General features: G+C 62.2%; 17 protein-coding genes and 1 riboswitch. Of the genes, 2 read left to right on the plus strand and 15 right to left on the minus strand.

Features of this window, described 5'->3' with window-relative positions:
- Nucleotides 1-30: 30 nt before the first annotated feature.
- The 12 genes from ACZ9HU_RS03215 to ACZ9HU_RS03270 all read right to left on the minus strand — a co-directional run bounded on the left by ACZ9HU_RS03215 (nucleotide 31) and on the right by ACZ9HU_RS03270 (nucleotide 12,388).
- Nucleotides 31-1,164, minus strand: a complete 1,134-nt coding sequence (locus tag ACZ9HU_RS03215; protein WP_476102411.1) for a CehA/McbA family metallohydrolase — start codon at nucleotides 1,162-1,164, stop codon at nucleotides 31-33.
- Nucleotides 1,165-1,223: 59 nt separating this feature from the next.
- Nucleotides 1,224-1,739 (minus strand): bifunctional adenosylcobinamide kinase/adenosylcobinamide-phosphate guanylyltransferase, encoded by a 516-nt coding sequence (gene cobU, locus ACZ9HU_RS03220; protein ID WP_476102242.1) that lies wholly within the window; start codon nucleotides 1,737-1,739, stop codon nucleotides 1,224-1,226.
- Nucleotides 1,736-3,187: a cobyric acid synthase gene (locus ACZ9HU_RS03225; protein WP_476102244.1), complete on the minus strand. Its 1,452-nt coding sequence runs from the start codon at nucleotides 3,185-3,187 to the stop codon at nucleotides 1,736-1,738. Before ACZ9HU_RS03225 ends, cobU begins: the two co-directional genes overlap by 4 nt.
- Nucleotides 3,175-4,098 carry an adenosylcobinamide-phosphate synthase CbiB gene (cbiB, locus tag ACZ9HU_RS03230; RefSeq protein ID WP_476102246.1) on the minus strand — a complete coding sequence of 308 codons (924 nt, stop codon included), beginning with the start codon at nucleotides 4,096-4,098 and terminating at the stop codon, nucleotides 3,175-3,177. Before cbiB ends, ACZ9HU_RS03225 begins: the two co-directional genes overlap by 13 nt.
- Entirely contained in the window at nucleotides 4,091-5,056 is a 966-nt protein-coding gene (locus ACZ9HU_RS03235) for a threonine-phosphate decarboxylase (protein WP_476102248.1), read from the minus strand. The genes cbiB and ACZ9HU_RS03235 overlap by 8 nt, the downstream gene beginning before the upstream one ends.
- Complete coding sequence (locus tag ACZ9HU_RS03240) at nucleotides 5,053-5,754, minus strand: adenosylcobinamide-GDP ribazoletransferase (RefSeq protein WP_476102250.1); 702 nt, start codon at nucleotides 5,752-5,754, stop codon at nucleotides 5,053-5,055. Before ACZ9HU_RS03240 ends, ACZ9HU_RS03235 begins: the two co-directional genes overlap by 4 nt.
- Entirely contained in the window at nucleotides 5,751-6,299 is a 549-nt protein-coding gene (locus tag ACZ9HU_RS03245) for a histidine phosphatase family protein (RefSeq protein ID WP_476102252.1), read from the minus strand. The genes ACZ9HU_RS03240 and ACZ9HU_RS03245 overlap by 4 nt, the downstream gene beginning before the upstream one ends.
- A 2-nt stretch (nucleotides 6,300-6,301) precedes the next feature.
- Nucleotides 6,302-7,318 carry a nicotinate-nucleotide--dimethylbenzimidazole phosphoribosyltransferase gene (cobT, locus tag ACZ9HU_RS03250; protein WP_476102254.1) on the minus strand — a complete coding sequence of 339 codons (1,017 nt, stop codon included), beginning with the start codon at nucleotides 7,316-7,318 and terminating at the stop codon, nucleotides 6,302-6,304.
- A complete protein-coding gene (locus ACZ9HU_RS03255) occupies nucleotides 7,315-7,722 on the minus strand; it encodes a DUF1636 family protein (protein WP_476102414.1) in 408 nt (135 codons plus the stop codon). The genes cobT and ACZ9HU_RS03255 overlap by 4 nt, the downstream gene beginning before the upstream one ends.
- A 212-nt stretch (nucleotides 7,723-7,934) precedes the next feature.
- Nucleotides 7,935-8,120, minus strand: a riboswitch (cobalamin riboswitch).
- Nucleotides 8,121-8,235: 115 nt separating this feature from the next.
- A complete protein-coding gene (locus ACZ9HU_RS03260) occupies nucleotides 8,236-9,768 on the minus strand; it encodes a DHA2 family efflux MFS transporter permease subunit (protein WP_476102256.1) in 1,533 nt (510 codons plus the stop codon).
- The gene (locus ACZ9HU_RS03265; protein WP_476102258.1) at nucleotides 9,765-10,943 is read right to left on the minus strand and encodes an EmrA/EmrK family multidrug efflux transporter periplasmic adaptor subunit; all 1,179 of its coding nucleotides are present in this window, start codon (nucleotides 10,941-10,943) and stop codon (nucleotides 9,765-9,767) included. The genes ACZ9HU_RS03260 and ACZ9HU_RS03265 overlap by 4 nt, the downstream gene beginning before the upstream one ends.
- An 11-nt stretch (nucleotides 10,944-10,954) precedes the next feature.
- Nucleotides 10,955-12,388 carry an efflux transporter outer membrane subunit gene (locus ACZ9HU_RS03270; protein ID WP_476102260.1) on the minus strand — a complete coding sequence of 478 codons (1,434 nt, stop codon included), beginning with the start codon at nucleotides 12,386-12,388 and terminating at the stop codon, nucleotides 10,955-10,957.
- Nucleotides 12,389-12,486: 98 nt separating this feature from the next.
- Here ACZ9HU_RS03270 and ACZ9HU_RS03275 point away from each other — a divergent pair, with 98 nt between their 5' ends.
- Complete coding sequence (locus ACZ9HU_RS03275) at nucleotides 12,487-13,080, plus strand: TetR/AcrR family transcriptional regulator (RefSeq protein ID WP_476102262.1); 594 nt, start codon at nucleotides 12,487-12,489, stop codon at nucleotides 13,078-13,080.
- A gap of 67 nt (nucleotides 13,081-13,147) precedes the next feature.
- On the plus strand, nucleotides 13,148-14,314 hold the full coding sequence (locus ACZ9HU_RS03280) for an MFS transporter (protein ID WP_476102265.1): 1,167 nt from the start codon (nucleotides 13,148-13,150) through the stop codon (nucleotides 14,312-14,314).
- Here ACZ9HU_RS03280 and madM read toward each other — a convergent pair.
- From madM to ACZ9HU_RS03295, 3 genes are read right to left on the minus strand one after another with little or no spacing between them, the layout of a single operon-like run.
- Nucleotides 14,298-15,059 (minus strand): malonate transporter subunit MadM, encoded by a 762-nt coding sequence (gene madM / locus ACZ9HU_RS03285; RefSeq protein ID WP_476102267.1) that lies wholly within the window; start codon nucleotides 15,057-15,059, stop codon nucleotides 14,298-14,300. The two genes, ACZ9HU_RS03280 and madM, sit on opposite strands and share 17 nt — an antisense overlap.
- On the minus strand, nucleotides 15,052-15,417 hold the full coding sequence (madL, locus tag ACZ9HU_RS03290; protein WP_476102269.1) for a malonate transporter subunit MadL: 366 nt from the start codon (nucleotides 15,415-15,417) through the stop codon (nucleotides 15,052-15,054). The genes madM and madL overlap by 8 nt, the downstream gene beginning before the upstream one ends.
- A 37-nt stretch (nucleotides 15,418-15,454) precedes the next feature.
- Nucleotides 15,455-16,111, minus strand: a complete 657-nt coding sequence (locus ACZ9HU_RS03295) for a GntR family transcriptional regulator (protein ID WP_476102271.1) — start codon at nucleotides 16,109-16,111, stop codon at nucleotides 15,455-15,457.
- Nucleotides 16,112-16,215: the final 104 nt, after the last annotated feature.

The following is a 16,215-nucleotide window of genomic DNA, read 5'->3' on the forward strand; positions in this document are numbered from 1 at the left end:
AGCTGATACCCAGCCGGCCCCAATGCTGCATCAGAAATTAGGATCGAAATTGAAATAGATGGGGTTCGACAAAGCCACCATCGTGCCGGTCATCCCCGCCGACATGGGCACGGCTGCATAGTCAGCCTGCGGCCCGGTCACTTCCAATCGGTAATAGCTGCGTTTGCCTAACGGGGGCGTATCAGTGAACGTGGCCTCGGCATCCTTGGCATTGACCGGGACGGTGGCGAATGTTTCACCATCGCGCACCACACGCACCTGATATTGCGCCCAAGGGATGGTCGCATTGGAAAGGCGGATTCGGAATGTAACCGGCTTTCCATTGGCGCGAAGATTATCCCCCATCATGCCATCGATTTTTTCGTCGCTGTCCAGATCGGCATAGAATTCAACGCGGGGATCATGTGGATTTGCGCTGATCGAGGTATGGCCCTGGGTCAACGCATCCACCACCCCTTGCCGATCGCGTTTGGCCGCATAAACCCAGGTGGTCGGCGTGCCCACATAATTGACCATCCGTTCACCGCTCATCGCGCTGCGGTCCTCGGGCTTGTCGGGCCAACCGTGGTGGGAATCGCTGCCCCCGCGTCCGGCCAGCATCCGCCCGGATTTGAGCATATCATCCCAGACCAGCAGCGCGGGCGGGTTCTTGGCCCAGTTCGAGCTGTTCCAGACCTCGATGGAATCCACCATGTCAAAGGAGAAGCCAAAGTGATCCTTATTCGTGGGATGGTTGCCCGACATATGCACGCCCATCGCCTTGCGCAGCGGGATCAGTTTTACGTCGCGGGCATCGCTCATCGCACGCAACATTTTTTGGTCGTAGGGATGGGATGAGAAGATATTGACGTGCCCGCGATCCGTCGTCCATTCCGCAGCATAAAGCAGCACGATACGATCCGAGCGCCATTCAGGATCGGCCCAGGTGTGATGCTGGGTATCGCCATCGACGTGATTGTCGTGATCGGTAATGCCAAGGAAGTCGAAGCCTTCACCTTCCGCAAATCGGATGATTTTGCCCACCGAATTGTTGGTCGTATCGCGGCTGTGGCGGGAATGGAGGTGGAGATCACCCTTCATCCAGACCCCCGGTTCAACCGGCGCCGAAACGCCTTGGGCATGGGCGGTTGTCGCCATCAGCATGCCGCAAAGCATCGCGTTCATTTTTTTCACAAAACTTCCCCGAAACTGGTCAAGAATCCATGGGAAGCCTTATGGCATATTCAAGCCAAAGACTTGAGCGTTAATGGCAATCCGGCGGCGACAAATACGACTTCATGCGCCACTTTTGCGATCCGCTGATTGAGCCATCCGGCCTCATCCCGAAACCGCCGCGCCAGGGCGTTATCGGGGACAATGCCCAGCCCTACCTCATTGGCGATCAGCGCAATAGGAACGCAGCATTTTTCTATCGCGCTGCACAATGCGTCCCCTGCTGCGATGCAATCGTGATCCGCCAAAATCAGATTGGACAACCACAGCGTCAGGCAATCGACGAGCAAGGCTCCACCTTCGTGCTGCGCCGCAACAATTGCGCGGGGCAGGTCAATCGGCGCCTCCATCGTGCGCCAACGCGGTCCGCGATCCGCTCTATGCTGCGCAATACGATGCGCCATTTCATCATCAAATGCCTGCGCCGTGGCAATATAGGTCAAGGGGCCGGAATGGGCTTCTATCCACGCCTGACCATAACGGCTTTTGCCCGAACGCGCGCCGCCCAATATCAACAAACTCGTCATGCCGCGTCCCGCGCCAGCGCGATAAGTCCGTCCATATCGAGATGCTCCTCCAATGCCGCTGCCACAGCGTCCAGCGCAGCGTCAACCTCTGCGGCATAATCGCGCTGATCCGAGGCAATGCCCAAACGCGCCAACAGGGCCGCCCGCAATCGGGTCGAACCCAAAAGCCCGTGGCAATAGGTGCCCATCACCAGACCATCCGCGCTGATCGCGCCATCTGTCTGCCCATCATCAAAGCGGGCGAATGGCGGAACATAGCCCTCGGTTTGCCCCATATGCATTTCATATCCGGCAAACCCCGCGCCCAGAGCTGTTCCGCTCACCTCACGCAACATCTTGCTTTCGCCCAGCACCGTAGAGACATTAAGCAATCCCAACCCCGGAGCCTTGCCCGGCGCGCCCTCGATTCCATGGGGATCATCAATGCTGCGACCAAGCATTTGATATCCGCCGCAAATGCCCAAAACCGCACCGCCGCGTCGATGATGCGCCAGAATGTCAATATCCCACCCCTGCGCCCGCAGAAACGCCAGATCGGCCAATGTCGCCTTTGAACCGGGCAGCACAATCAACCCCGCCTCCGCCGGGATAGGCGTTCCCGGAGGGATCATCACCAACTCGACGCCTTGCTCCATTTTCAGCGGATCAAGATCATCGAAATTGGCAATGCGCGGCAAGATGGGACAGGCGACGATCAACTTGCCGCCCGCAATATGCCGCCCCTTTTCCAGCACCACCGCATCCTCGCTGGGCAAGCGGACAACATCGCCTAACCAAGGCACAAGCCCAAAGCCGCGCCACCCCGAACGTTGTTCAATGGCCGCGTAACCATCTGCAAACAGAGCCGGATCGCCGCGAAACTTGTTGATGATAAACCCATGAATCATCGCGGCATCATCGGGGTCAATCACCGCCCGCGTACCCACGATCGAGGCAATCACCCCGCCCCGGTCAATGTCGCCGACCAGCACCACCGGCACGCACGCCGCTCGTGCAAAGCCCATATTGGCGATGTCGCCGGATCGCAGGTTGATTTCCGCGGGCGACCCTGCCCCCTCCACCACGACAATGTCGCAATTGGCCCGCAGCCTTTCGAAACTGTCCAGCACTTCGGGCAGGAGGCCACGCCGCCCTTCGCGGAAATTGCCCGAACCCAGCGTCCCGCGCACCCGCCCGTGAACCACCAGTTGCGACGTTCGATCAGCCTGCGGTTTCAGCAAAACCGGGTTCATATCGGTGTGCAACGGCACCCGCGCCGCCAAGGCCTGCAATGCCTGCGCGCGCCCGATTTCGCCGCCGTCGCTGGTGACGGCTGCATTGTTCGACATGTTCTGCGGCTTGAAAGGCATGACGCACAGCCCCCTGTTGGCCAGAGCGCGACAAATACCGGCCACCAGCACCGATTTGCCGACATCCGACCCGGTGCCTTGCAACATTATCGCAGCCATAAAACCCCCACCAAGACAAACATCAGCGCGCAGCCCCGCCGATAGACCGACAATGCCCGCGCCAATTGCGCCAAACCCGCCGGTGGTCCATCACCGATCCACGGCTTATCGCGCAAGACGCCGTCATAACTGATCGGCCCGGCCAGTCGGGCGTGAATGGCCCCGGCCATGGCGGCTTCGGGCCATCCGGCATTGGGCGAGGCATGACGGCGGCAATCGCGCCACATGATCCGCCACCCGCCACCCATCATACATAACAGAGCGCCGGATAGACGCGCCGGTATCCAGTTGGCCACATCATCGCTGCGCGCGGCGGCCCATCCGAAATCGCGCAAATCCGGTTCAGGATGGCCAATCATACTGTCGGCCGTATTCAGCGCCTTATACACCCACAATCCCGGCAGCCCCAAAGCCACCAACCAGAACAGCGGGGCCGCGATCCCATCACAAAAGCTCTCGGCCAGACTTTCAATCGCCGCGCGGGCGACGCCATCGGCATCCAATTGCGCCGTATCGCGCCCGACGATCATGCCCACCGCCCGACGCGCTTGGGGCTCATCACCCATCTTCAACGGGCGCCAAACGGCACGAACATGGTCATCCAGACTGCGCATGGCCAAACCGGGCCATGCCAAAATAGCCAGCCACAAGGTTGATCCCGGTAGTGCTTGAGCCAGATTTTGAAGGCCCCAAGCGCCGCCGCCCGCAACCAGCACCAGCAACGCAACGGTCAATACCCCGAAAACCCGCTTTGTCACCGGCGCGAACCTGGCGCGATTGCCATATCGTCTCGCACGGTCGATCAACCATGCGAACAGTCCCACCGGATGGCCCACGGCCCGGTACAACCATCCCGGCCAGCCCAGCGCCAAATCCAGCGCCATCGCCCCCAAAATGAACAACTCACCCATCGGCGAGCACCTTGTCCAATCGTTCGAAATCCTCATCCCGCGCTGGAATGCCCAATCGCAACCAATGGGGGGCATAATCAAAGGGCCTGCTCAGAATGTGCGCCTGCGCCAACGTGTTGAACAGGGTTTGGGCCGCATCGTCCTCGATCAGGCGGAAATGCGGACATGCCCCGCGCGTTTTCAGCCCATGGCCCGCCAATAGTCTGTCCATCTGCGTGGCCCGCTGCGCCAAATCGCGGCGCGCCTGTGCGATCCACGCTGCATCCTGATAGGCCGCGCGCCCCATCGCAATGGCCCCTGCGCTCAACGGCCAATCGCCCAAAATAGCGCGCAACATGGCTGTCACTTCCGGCGGAGCAATCACAAAACCCAGCCGCAATCCCGCCAGACCGAAGAATTTGCCAAAGGAGCGCAAGGTAATCAGCCTTGGCCATTGCCCGACCTTGGAACTGACCGAAAACTGCGGGGCCGCATCGGCAAAGGCTTCATCCACCACCAGCCAGCCATCGCGGCGCATCAGGCGATCATGCCAATCGCGCAGATCATCACGCGCAACAATCCGCCCGTCGGGATTGTTTGGATTGGCCAGCAACAGCGCCGCCGTGCCGCTGTTAATATCGCCCGCAGCGCCTTCGGGAAAAGCCGAAGCATGGGTGCGATAGGACGGCCAGTGATAGGCGCCGCGCCCCAGCCATTGCCCCATCAGACGCAGCGCCATTTCGCTGCCCGGAACAGCACAGCAGAATTGGGGCGCCACACCAAAATGCTGGGCCGCTGCGGCCTCCAGTTCGGCCAAATCCTGCGCACCCGGCAAAGGATACCAGTCAATTTCGACCTGCCCCTGCCACGGCACGGGGTTGATGCCGGTGGAAAGGTCCAGCCAGTCGCGAAACCCGCCGCCAAAATGCTGGACGGCGGCGGCAAGAGAGCCGCCATGGTGCGTGAACAACTCCGTCATCGCGCCGCCGCCCATGCCAGCAGCAGGGCCGTTTCAACCAACTCGATGCCTGCGCCATGACTATCGCCCGATATGCCGCCTATGCGCCGCATGATCCACATGCGCCAAATAATAATTGCCGGAACCGCCACCAGCAGCCAAGGTGCCCAATGAGCGGCCAAAGCGATAATCGCCCCCCAAAGCGCCACGTGTCGCCAACTGACCCCATCGCGAAACAACGTGCCCAACCCTTCGTGCAGAGGCGGCAGTGTCAATGTCCAGACCAAAGGCCCGACCCGCGCCGCCATGGCAATGGGGACCAGCCAGAAAACCGCGTCCAGATCACGCAGCAACACCAGTTTGGCCAGCAATTGCAAAGCGATGGCGATCACGCCGAAACTGCCCACATGGGGGTCGGACAGGACATCGCGCAACCGTGCGGGATCTTTATGCGCGGCCCCTGCGGCATCGGCTATATCGCCAAGGCCATCAAGATGCAGCCCCCCGGTCATCCAAGCCCAGGCCGCAACGCCGCCCAGTGCGCCCACCCAGGGATCGATATGGCACAGCCCCCAGACCGCCATGGCGACAAAGCCGCCTACGACAATCCCGGCGACCGGAAACCATCGCATCGCGGCGGCAAAGTCCGACCTTTCCGCCGAAATGGAGGGCAGCGGCACGCGCGTCAGAAATTGCAGCGCAAGGATCAGATGCTTCACGCCCAAAGCCCCGTCACCTGCGCCCCGTCATCCCACACGCGCAGGCTGATGAGCGAGGCATAGGGCAGATGGAACGCCCAGGTTTGTCGATAATCCAGCCCCAGCAGGATCGAAAGCGCCGCCCTAATTGGGCCCGCATGGGTGATGACCAATGCATCATCGTCGATCGCGCAAAGGGCAATGGCCACCCTTTCGCGTAAAACACCCCAGCTTTCGCCACCGGGCGGTGGATTGCCCACTGGGTCATCCCAGAAACGCTGAACCGCCGCGCCCAGATCCTCCGGATCAGCGCCGTCCCACGCCCCAAAATCCAATTCCCGCCATCGCGGATCAAGGCGCAATTCGGCCCCAAAATCCTGCGCAATCGCCTGTGCCGCCGTGGCGGCGCGCGACAGATCGGAGGCAATGACCCGCACCACGGTCAGGCCGCACACCCTTTCACGGCAATGGGCCAGTCCGGCCATGGTCGGCACAGCCTCGCCATGCCCCCACAGCCGCCCGGCCTGTTCCACCGCGCCATGACGCAACAGATGGAGGCACCTCACCTTCACAAAGCCGCAGCCACGCTGGCCTGTTCAAAGGTGGCCATTTGGTCGTGCGCGGCCAAAGCGCTGCGCAGCAAGGGCACAGCCACCGCCGCCCCGCTCCCCTCGCCCAATCGCATACCAAGGTGCAGCAAAGGAACGAGGCCCAGATGTTGCAGCAATCGCTCATGGCCGCTTTCGGCCGAACAATGCGCGGCAAGGCAATGGGCGGTCACATCCGGTGCCGCAACAAACAATGGCGCCAGCGAGGCACTGGCAATAAAACCATCGAGCATCACCGGAATGCGCATCCACCGCGCAGCCAGCATGGCGCCGGCCATCGCCGCAATCTCGCGCCCGCCAAGGCGGCGCAGCGCCTCAAACGGATCATCGCAAAGTCCGGCGTGCAGATTGAGGGCTGCGTCGACCACAGCCATTTTTCGCACGATGCCAGGCGCATCAACGCCTGTGCCGCGCCCCACCCAATCGCGCGCGATGCCGCCAAAGGCCAGCGCGCAAAGGGCGGCGGCAGGGGTTGTATTCCCTATGCCCATTTCGCCCACAAACAATAGATCGGCGCGCGGATCGACCGCCCCCGCCCCTGCGTTGAGAGCGGCCAGACATTCCGCCTCGCTCATCGCGGGTTCCTCTGAAATATCGCCGGTCGGACGGTTCAGATCGAGCGGGATGATGGTCAGATGCGCGCCGCAAGCGCGCGCCAGCGCATTGATGGCGGCTCCGCCCTGCTGGAAATTGGCGACCATCTGCTCGGTCACTTCGGCGGGATAGGCGCTGACGCCTTTGGCCGCGACGCCGTGATTGCCGGCAAAGATGATGCCCTGCACATGGTCGAGTGCGGGCCTTTCGCGCCCGCTCCACCCGGCCATGAAGATCGCCAGATCCTCAAGGCGCCCCAAGGATCCGGCCGGTTTGGTCAATTGCGCCTGGCGCGCGCGCGCCCGCGCTGCGGCATCCGCATCCACAGCGGGCAAGCCGCAAAGGGCGGCAAGGAATGCCTCTTTCGTGGCAAAATGAGTCATGTCGCGACAAATCCTTCGGGCGGAGTGCGGGTGATGAAATGGCCCTTCACGCCCTGCGGCCATTGGCGATAGGGCACCTGGCCATGATCGCTGGCGGCCTGAAGCGCGGCATATTCCAGTATCGCCTGCGCGCTTTCGCCATCGGGGGTAAAATCGCCCAGAACATAACCGATCCGCCCCGGCGCACGAATATGCACCACGCAATGCCTTTGACAGGCAAAAAGACAGGGCATTTCCTCGACCGCCACGCCGGACAGGTCGGGATCCTGCGTCTGCCGTTCCCGCAAAGCCTCGGCCAACAAGGCCCCGCCGCGCCGGCCTTGGCTATCCTCTCTCTCATCGGCCGAAACCCGGCATGTCGAGCAGACCACCACGCATGGCCCCTTGTCCACCGCGCGCAACATCAGGATGCGGTCCTGCAAGGTGCAAAAAATTGATTCAATTCGGGCATGGGCATGTTCCTTCGGCCTGACGATCCCATCCCGCCCGACCCCATCGCACAGCACCCATGCCGCATGAAACACACGACAAATCATGCCGCCCGACCGTGCCGTGCGGAACCACATTGTCGCTGTTCAGGGAACATCCCCGTCCGCGCCGCACACCCTGTCGGCCCGAAAAACGACCGCGTCAGGCAGGTCTCCTGGCTTGCGGGTCAACGCCGGTTCGGCCGCCTTCTCAGGATTGCTCCCAATGGCATAGGGCCGCTGGCTCACCGCTCACAGTTGCAGGGGCAGCCCGGGTCTTGAACCCGTGTTCCCTTTTGATCCCCTCGCGGGGAACCTGTCGCTGATGTGCAAGTATCGAGGGCCGCATTCCCACGCAAGGGGTTTATGGCAGCGCCCGGCCGCTTAGCCCACGAAAAAGGGGCGGAATTTCTCCCGCCCCCTTCGTTGCGACCCGTTCGGGTTATTTGTTCAATGCGCCGCGCTGGTGTCGATCGGCCCCTTGGGTTTGGGCACCAGCCACACGATCATCGCCGCCACAACAAAACAAACCGCAATGGTGCCAAAGATGTGAAGCGTGGCCAACATCACGCTTTGCCCCTGAACCAATTGATCCAAGGAAGCGATGGCGCTTTGCTGGCTTTGCCCGGCGTCAACCATGCTATCAATCGTGGCCTGACCTTGCGGCATGGCCCCGGCGATGGCGCTTTGCGAGCGCGTCGCTTCATTCTCCCACCCGGTCTGGACCAGCGAGGTGGCAAAGGCCCCCGCCACGGTGCGCATGAAATTGGACACGCCCGCCGCATTGGCTTCCTCGCCCGGATCCACGCTGGCCATGGCAAGGCCGATGGTGGGGATGAAGAACATCACCATGAACGGCCCGGTCAAAAGTGTCGGCATCGCCGCCTGCCAGAAGGTAACGTCGCTATTGAAACTGGTGCGCCATGCGGCAAGGCCCGCCAGCCCCATGATCCCGGCAAAGATGATTTTGCGCGGGTCATATTTTTCGGCCATCTGCCCGACGATGGGCGCCGAAAGGACGGCAAAGACCCCCATCACCCCGGTCGCATATCCCGCCCATGTGGCGGTATACCCAAGGTTTTGCTGCAACCACAAAGGCAGGATCACAACCGTGGCAAAGAAAGCGCCGAAACCCACCGAATAGGTCAGCGCCGCCGCCGTAAACCCGCGATGACGAAAGATGCGCAGGTCCACAATCGGGTTCTTTTCGGTCAGCTCCCAGATCATGAAACAGGCAAAGCCAATCGCCGCAATCACCGCCAGAGCCTGAATTTCGACCGAAGCGAACCAGTCATGGTTGCGGCCTTCGTCCAGCAGGATCTGAAGCGCGCCGACCCAGACGATCAGCAGAGCCAGACCCACCTTGTCGATCGGCGCCTTGATGATTTCATCCTTGCGCCCGCGCAGCAGCACCAACAGCATCAGGCCGCCCGCCGCCGCCACCGGCACGCCGATGAAGAAGATCGAGGGCCAGCCAACATTGTCGCACAAAGTCCCGCCCAGCACCGGCCCGACAATCGGCCCGACCAGTGTGGTCATCGCCCAGATCACCGTGCCCAGCACCTGCTTTTCCGGCGGCAACAGGCGAAGCATCAAGGTTTGCGCCAGAGGCATGATCGGCCCCCCGCACAGACCCAGCGCCACGCGGCAAGCCACCAGCATGCCCAGCGAAGTCGACATGCCGCAAAGCGCCGAGAGAACCGCAAAGGACAGATAGCAGGTGAGAAACACCCTCTGTGCGCCGAAACGCGCCGAAAGCCACCCGGTCAAAGGCACTGTGATGGCTTCGGCCACCGCATAGGATGTGATCACCCAGCTGCCCTGTGACGCCGAAACGCCCAGTGAACCGGCAATCGTCGGCACCGAAACATTGGCAATGGTGGTGTCAAGCACCACCAGAAAATTGCCCAGCGCAATGGCCAGCACCACCAGCCATAATTGCGCCCCCTCCAAGGGCCGGTCAGGAGAGGTTGCCTTGATCATTTCGAAACGTCGATATCAGCCGTCATCGACAGGCCGACGCGCAAGGGGTGCGCGGCCAGTTCCTTGGGATCCAGCGCGACGCGGACGGGCAGACGCTGAACCACCTTGATCCAGTTGCCGGTCGCGTTCTGGGCCGGAACCACGGCAAAGGCCGCACCCGTACCGCCCGAAAAGCCCACGACCGTGCCGTGATATTCGACCGATGAACCATAAAGGTCGCTCTTGAGCGTCACCTTCTGGCCCGGATGAACCTTGGAAAGCTGCACTTCCTTGTAATTGGCGTCGACATAGGCGGCGCCCACGGGGACGACCGACATCAGGCTCTTGCCCGGTTCGGCGCGCTGGCCCACCTGAACCGCACGGCGGGCGACGATGCCATCAAAGGGAGCGCGGATGATCGTGCGTTCCAGATCAACGCGGGCCTGATCGCGCGTGGCGCGTGCGGCCAGCACCTCCGGGTTGGTTTCGGGCGTCGTGTTTTCGATCAACACACGGTTGGCTTCCCGCGTGCCCGATGCGGCCTCACGATTGGCGGCGGCCAATGAAACAGCCGCCTCGGCGGCGCGAAGGTTGGCGGTGGCGGTGGCCATGGCGCTGCGCGCAACGGTCAGTTCTTCACCCGAAACCGAACCCGACGCGGCCAGAGCCTCGCGGCGTTTCAGATCAACCGCGGCCTTTTCCACATCGGCGCGGGCCGCTGTCAGGCTGGCCGTGGCGCGGGCCTGATCGGCGGCGCGTGCGGCAATCTGGGCGCCAAGGCCAAGGTCGGTGGCCGACAGGCCGCGCACCCGGCGCTCGGTCAGCGCCAGATTGGCTTCAGCCTTGGCCAGCGCAATCCGAGCATCTGTGTCGTCAAGGCGGACGAGAACGTCGCCTTTTTTGACCATCTGCGTGTCGGAAACCAGGACTTCGCGCACGGGGGCGACGACCTGCGCGGTGATCAAAGCCGTGTCGGCACCCACATAGGCGTTGTCGGTTTCGACATGGTTCGAGGCATAGAGGACATCATAGGCCCCATAGGCCACCGCCACCGCGGCAATGCCCAGCGCCAGACGCGTGAACATCTGCTTGCGCTTGGCCTTGTTGGCCTCATCGCTCTGCGCGGTCAGGGTTTCGGCATCAGGCTCCACATCATGTTCGTGGATACGGGCGACGGATGAAGTTTTGGAGGACATGGGGGGACTCCTTAAGCCTGAAAGCCACCGCCCAGCGCGCGCACCAGCGCGACATCAAGGGCAAAGGCACGAGTTTTGAGGGCAGCGGTGGCGCGGCGGGCGGCAATCAATGAATCTTCGGCAACCAACACGTCGAGAACCGTGGCAAGGCCGCCGCGATAGCGGTTATTGGCAACATCCCATGCCGCCTGGGCGGCGGACTGGGCCTGTTCTGCGCTGGACAGGCGGCGGGTCAGTTCCTGACGGCTGGTGGCCGCATCGGCAATTTCCTGAAGCGCGTGGACCAGCGTGCCGTCATATTGGGCAACGGCAACGGCATAATCGGCCTGCGCCCCGCGCTTGGCGGCGACAAGGCGGCCACCGTCAAAGATGGGCAAAGTCACAGCCGGACCCACCGAGCCATATTCCGATCCCGACTTGACCAGATTGGACAGGCCCAAAGATTGCAAACCGATCATCCCGGCCAGATTGATGTTGGGATAGAATGCGGCGCGGGCCACCTTGATCCGTTCCGCCGCCGCATCGGCATGGGCGCGGGCGGCCACCATATCCGGACGACGGCCCAGCAATTGGGCGGGAATATTGGTAGGCAAACCGGGGCTGGCCAGTTTGGTCACAGCCGGGCGTGCGATAGCAAGACCGCGATCCGGACCGGCCCCAACCAGCGCCGCCAAACGGTGACGGTTGAGCGCGATCTGTTCATCAATCGCGGCCAGATCGCCCTGCGCCGTCGCCAGATTGGCACGGGCACGCGCCACGGCGCCTTCATTTTCCAGCCCCTGATCCCGGCGCTGTTCGATCAGTGCCAATGTGCGGGCGCGGATCTTTTCCGCCTCCAGCGCGGCGTCCTGTTCGGCATAGGCAGCGGCAAGGTCAGAATAGGCCGTGGCAATGCCGGTCGATACCGCAAGACGGGCGGCCGCCGCTTCGGCGCCTGCGGCCAGACGGTCAGCCTTGGCGGCGCGCAAAGCCGCCCGGTTCTTGCCCCAGAAGTCGATTTCCCAATTGAGGCTTAGCGAGGCCTGACTCGTTTCGCGCCAGCCTTTGGGGGCAAAGGCGGCGGGAAAGAGGTAATTGTAGCTCTGCTTGGCAAGGCCCGCATCGCCATTGCCCGAAACAGTCGGCAGCAAGGCGCCACGAGCCGTGCCCACAGATGCGGCGGCGGCCGCAAATCGCGCCTCGGCCACGCGCAAGTCGGTGGCCCCTTCCAGCCCTTCGGCAATCAGTTTGGAAAGCTGCTCATCGCCATAAGTTCGCCACCAGCCATCGACCGGCCAATCGCCTTGCGGCGCGGTCAGGCTTTGGCTGGCGGCGAACGTTTGGGGGGCCTTAGGCGCCGGGGACGGGATGGGATTGGCGCCTAAGGCAGGCGTGGCCAGCAGGGCCCCTGCCACAAGGGTCAGGGCTGCTGTGGGGTGCCACGCCGGGGGGAGGAAGCGACTCATTTGCTCACCTTTAAAACCATACTGTACGGTTCAGTTATCGATTTTGCTTGCCTCGTCAAGAGAAAACTGTACAGTCTGGTTTAGAAATGAGAGGAAATATGCGGCAGAAATCGGATTCCCGCCGCCAATGCATTCTGGAAGCGGCCACAAGCCTGTTTCGCGAAGTCGGTTTCGGACGGGTCAGCATGGCCCAGATCTCGGCGCGTGTTGGCGGTTCAAAAGCTACTCTTTACAGCTATTTCCAGTCCAAGGAGGAGCTGTTCGCCACCGCCATGATCGAGGCCATGGAGGAACAGGGACAGGCCATGATCGACCTGTTGGACCCAAGCGAACCCGACGTTCGCAAGGTTCTGATGCGGTTTGGCCTGGCTTATGTAAATTTCATCACGGCGCCTCAGGCGCTGTGCTGTGTTCGCACGGCCATCGCCGAGGGAACGACAGACAACGGGCTTGGCGCAACGCTTTATCGCCTTGGGCCCAAGCGCGGCTGGGACGATATCGCCTCCTATATTGCCGCCGTGATGGAGCGGGGCAACCTGCCCAAAGGTGACGCGCATATGGCCGCGATGCATCTTAAAGGCATGCTGGAATCCAGCGTGTTTTATCCGATGCTTTATGGTGCCGAACCGGAAATGGACATCGACACCGTGGTAAAAGGCGCCGTGGACGCCTTCCTGCGCGCCTACGGGTAAGGCAAAAAGACTGGAAATGGTCCGCCGCCCGGTTCATGGCTAAGGCACTGAACCGGAACAGGTGGCCATGACGACAGAATCCCCGGCGCGCAGCATTTTCCTTTGCGCAGGTTGTACAGCGCTGGCCTATTTTGCCGTGGGGCTTCCTTTGGCGGTCCTGCCGGGATGGGCGCTCAAGCTGGGTTTCGGCCCGGTCATCGCGGGGTTCCTGATCTCGGCCCAATATGTCGCAACCGTGCTGAGCCGTATTGTTGTCGGGCCGATGATCGATCATTCCGGGCCGCGCCGGGCGATTGTGCTGGGCTTTATCACCTGTCTGGGCGCAGGGGCGATGACGATTGCCGCCTTGTGGATCACAACTCCTCTGGCCGCGCTGGCGGTGATGATGGTCTCGCGGATCCTGCTGGGTTTCAGCGAAAGTCTGGTCAGCACAAGCGCGATGGCTTGGGGCATCATGCGACTGGGCGCGCATCAATCGGCGCGGATGATTTCGTGGAACGGCATCGCCACCTATGCCGCAATTGCCGGCGGCGCGCCGGCGGGCGTGTGGATCTATGGTCTGGGCGGAATTACCGCGCTGGGGATTGCGCTTCTGGTGCTGGGCGGCATTGGCCTTGGCTTCATCTGGCCACAGCCCGAAGCGAAAGTGCCCACAGCCGAACGATGGCCCATGCGGACCGTATTGGGCGCCGTCATGCCCTTTGGCACCGCACTGGCGCTGGCCACGATTGGGTTTGGCGTGATTACCAGTTTTGTGGCGCTCTATTTCAACGCCTTTGGCTGGGCCAATGCGTGGATGGCGCTGACCGCCTTTGGCTGCGCCTTTATCGTCTCGCGCCTGCTCTTTGTGCGCAGCGTGGGGCGGCATGGCGGTTTGACGGTATCAGCAGTTTTCATCACGATCGAGGTTGCCGGTCTTGCGTTGATGGCCGCGTCGAACAGCGCCCATATGGCGATTGCGGGCGCCGCTGTCACTGGATTTGGCTTTGCCATGGTGTTTCCGGCGCTGGGCGTATTGGTGATCGAACGCGTGCCCGCCCAAAGCCGGGGCACGGCGTTAAGCACATTCGCCCTGTTCATCGACGTAGCCCTTTGCCTAACCGGTCCGTTGGCTGGTGCTTTGGCTCAGCATTCAACCTATGCCGCGCCCTTTGCAGCAGCGACGGTTGCCGCGGCGCTGGGCTTGGGCATGGTCATGCTGATGCTGATGCTGCGCGTCAAACCAAAGCCTTGAGCAGCAGGAACAGGATCGAGGGGCAAAGCAGGCAGCCAAGCCCGGTGTGAAAGGTCGCGGTCAACGCGCCATAGGGCACCAGCTTTTCATCGGTGGCCGCCAGACCGCCCGCTACGCCGCTGACCGTTCCGGCAAGGCCGCCAAAGATCATCGCGCTGCGCGGATTGTTGAGGCCCATGAAGCGCGCCGCCATGGGCGTTGTCGCCATCACCAGCACCGCCTTGAGCACGCCCGTCGCAATCGAGAGCGCCATGACCGGCGAGGACGCACCCAAGGCCGCCCCCGTCACCGGCCCTACAATATAGGTCACAGCCCCCGCACCCAGCGTGGCCAGCGACACCGGATCGCGATAGCCAAAGCTCCACGCAATACCGGCCCCCACGACAAAGGGAACAACTGTGCCCAACAGCAAGGCAAAAGCGCCTAGAAAACCGGCCTTGCGGGCTTCAATCGCATCCACTTCAAAGGCGGTGGCGACAATGGCAAAGTCGCGCAGCATCGCCCCTCCCATCAGCAAGAGGCCCGCAAAAGCCGGGACATCGGCCAGCCCCTTCTTGCCCCCGGTGATCACCCCGCCATACCAGGCCAAAGCGAGAGCCGCGAGAATGGCAATCGCGCTGGCATGGATCCGCCCGCGAAACAGCAGGCGCGAGACAAAGGCGCTGGCCCACATCAGCGCCCCGACAATGGCAAAGGCCAGAACCAGCGGTTGATCGGCAATGATCTTATGCGCGATCTCAATCATGCGCGGCACCCGTCATCCGGCTGAGCAAGGCGACAAGGCTGAAACAGATCGCCACCACGACAACCCCGGTCAGCACCGCCATCGGCCCGCCTTCGAGCGCGGCCAGAACGTTCTGCTGCGCCGCCATGGCCACCACAATGGGAATATACATCACCGCCCAGAACTCGACGCCCAGCTTGAGCCCCGGCGTCAATCGCCCCGTTTTGGCCAACCACAGCCGCGCCCCGATCAGCAGCATCATGGCAATTCCCACCCCGCCGACATTGGCTTTGACATGCAGCGCCATGCCCAGCGCCTCACCCAAAGCCACACCGATCAGCGTGCAAAGCGCCAGAAGCGCAGTTCCGTATATGGCCATTTGATCCCTCTCCCAGCCGGTTATCAACGACGCTTTTTCAACGTCCGGCGGTGTATTTTTCCAGTGCAAGCGATGCGTGGAACATGTGCGAGCGCATGCACTTGGCCGCCTCTTCGCCATCCCCGCGCATGATCGCGGCCAGCAATTCGCCATGTTCGGCCCGCGACCGCGCCGGCCGTCCACCCCCGCGCAATTGCGTGCGCCGAAACGCCGCCATCTGATCGCGCAGCGCCAGAGCCTGCTGGACGATGAAGGCATTATGGGTGCCTTCATAAATGGTCTGGTGAAATTCCCAGTTCATCCGGTCATAGGCGTCAATATCGCCCGCCGCGACCATCGCCTCGGAATCCTCATGCAATTGCGCCAGTCGGCTGCGTTCCACCGGGTTCATGCGATAGGTGGCCAAACGCACGCACATGGCCTCGATCTCGGCGCTCATTTCGAACATGTCGATGATGCGCTGGGTGCTGACGCCCGATACGACCGCTCCGCGCCGGGGCCGCATTTCGACCAGACCCACGGCAGCCAATTGCCGGATCGCCTCACGCACCGGCGTACGCGAGGCGCCGAAACGGTCGCCAATCTGCTGTTCGTCCAGCGCGCCGCCCGGCGCCAGTTGCCCGGTGGTGATCTCATCGGCCAGCGCGATGCGGATGCGTTCGGAAAGCAGCAAATTGGGCGTTTCCTCAAACATGATCCATCCCGCTTCCCATCTCGTTGCGTGTATGCGCTATTTTTCTCATATCCGCTTCTTGCATACACTAGAACCGCAATCAACCATGTTGTATGGGCCTGTGT

The sequence above is a fragment of the Novosphingobium sp. Sphag1I genome (assembly GCF_056279125.1).

Bases quoted from the DNA above. Each gene is read 5' to 3' on its own strand.
- cobT (WP_476102254.1), bottom strand. From the start codon at position 7,318: ATGACTCATTTTGCCACGAAAGAGGCATTCCTTGCCGCCCTTTGCGGC.
- madL (WP_476102269.1), bottom strand. From the start codon at position 15,417: ATGGCCATATACGGAACTGCGCTTCTGGCGCTTTGCACGCTGATCGGT.
- madM (WP_476102267.1), bottom strand. From the start codon at position 15,059: ATGATTGAGATCGCGCATAAGATCATTGCCGATCAACCGCTGGTTCTG.
- ACZ9HU_RS03260 (WP_476102256.1), bottom strand. From the start codon at position 9,768: ATGATCAAGGCAACCTCTCCTGACCGGCCCTTGGAGGGGGCGCAATTA.
- ACZ9HU_RS03275 (WP_476102262.1), top strand. From the start codon at position 12,487: ATGCGGCAGAAATCGGATTCCCGCCGCCAATGCATTCTGGAAGCGGCC.
- ACZ9HU_RS03225 (WP_476102244.1), bottom strand. From the start codon at position 3,187: ATGGCTGCGATAATGTTGCAAGGCACCGGGTCGGATGTCGGCAAATCG.
- ACZ9HU_RS03270 (WP_476102260.1), bottom strand. From the start codon at position 12,388: ATGAGTCGCTTCCTCCCCCCGGCGTGGCACCCCACAGCAGCCCTGACC.
- ACZ9HU_RS03265 (WP_476102258.1), bottom strand. From the start codon at position 10,943: ATGTCCTCCAAAACTTCATCCGTCGCCCGTATCCACGAACATGATGTG.
- ACZ9HU_RS03235 (WP_476102248.1), bottom strand. From the start codon at position 5,056: ATGACGGAGTTGTTCACGCACCATGGCGGCTCTCTTGCCGCCGCCGTC.
- ACZ9HU_RS03280 (WP_476102265.1), top strand. From the start codon at position 13,148: ATGACGACAGAATCCCCGGCGCGCAGCATTTTCCTTTGCGCAGGTTGT.
- cobU (WP_476102242.1), bottom strand. From the start codon at position 1,739: ATGACGAGTTTGTTGATATTGGGCGGCGCGCGTTCGGGCAAAAGCCGT.
- ACZ9HU_RS03215 (WP_476102411.1), bottom strand. From the start codon at position 1,164: ATGAACGCGATGCTTTGCGGCATGCTGATGGCGACAACCGCCCATGCC.
- cbiB (WP_476102246.1), bottom strand. From the start codon at position 4,098: ATGGGTGAGTTGTTCATTTTGGGGGCGATGGCGCTGGATTTGGCGCTG.
- ACZ9HU_RS03255 (WP_476102414.1), bottom strand. From the start codon at position 7,722: ATGTTGCGCGCGGTGGACAAGGGGCCATGCGTGGTGGTCTGCTCGACA.
- ACZ9HU_RS03295 (WP_476102271.1), bottom strand. From the start codon at position 16,111: ATGTTTGAGGAAACGCCCAATTTGCTGCTTTCCGAACGCATCCGCATC.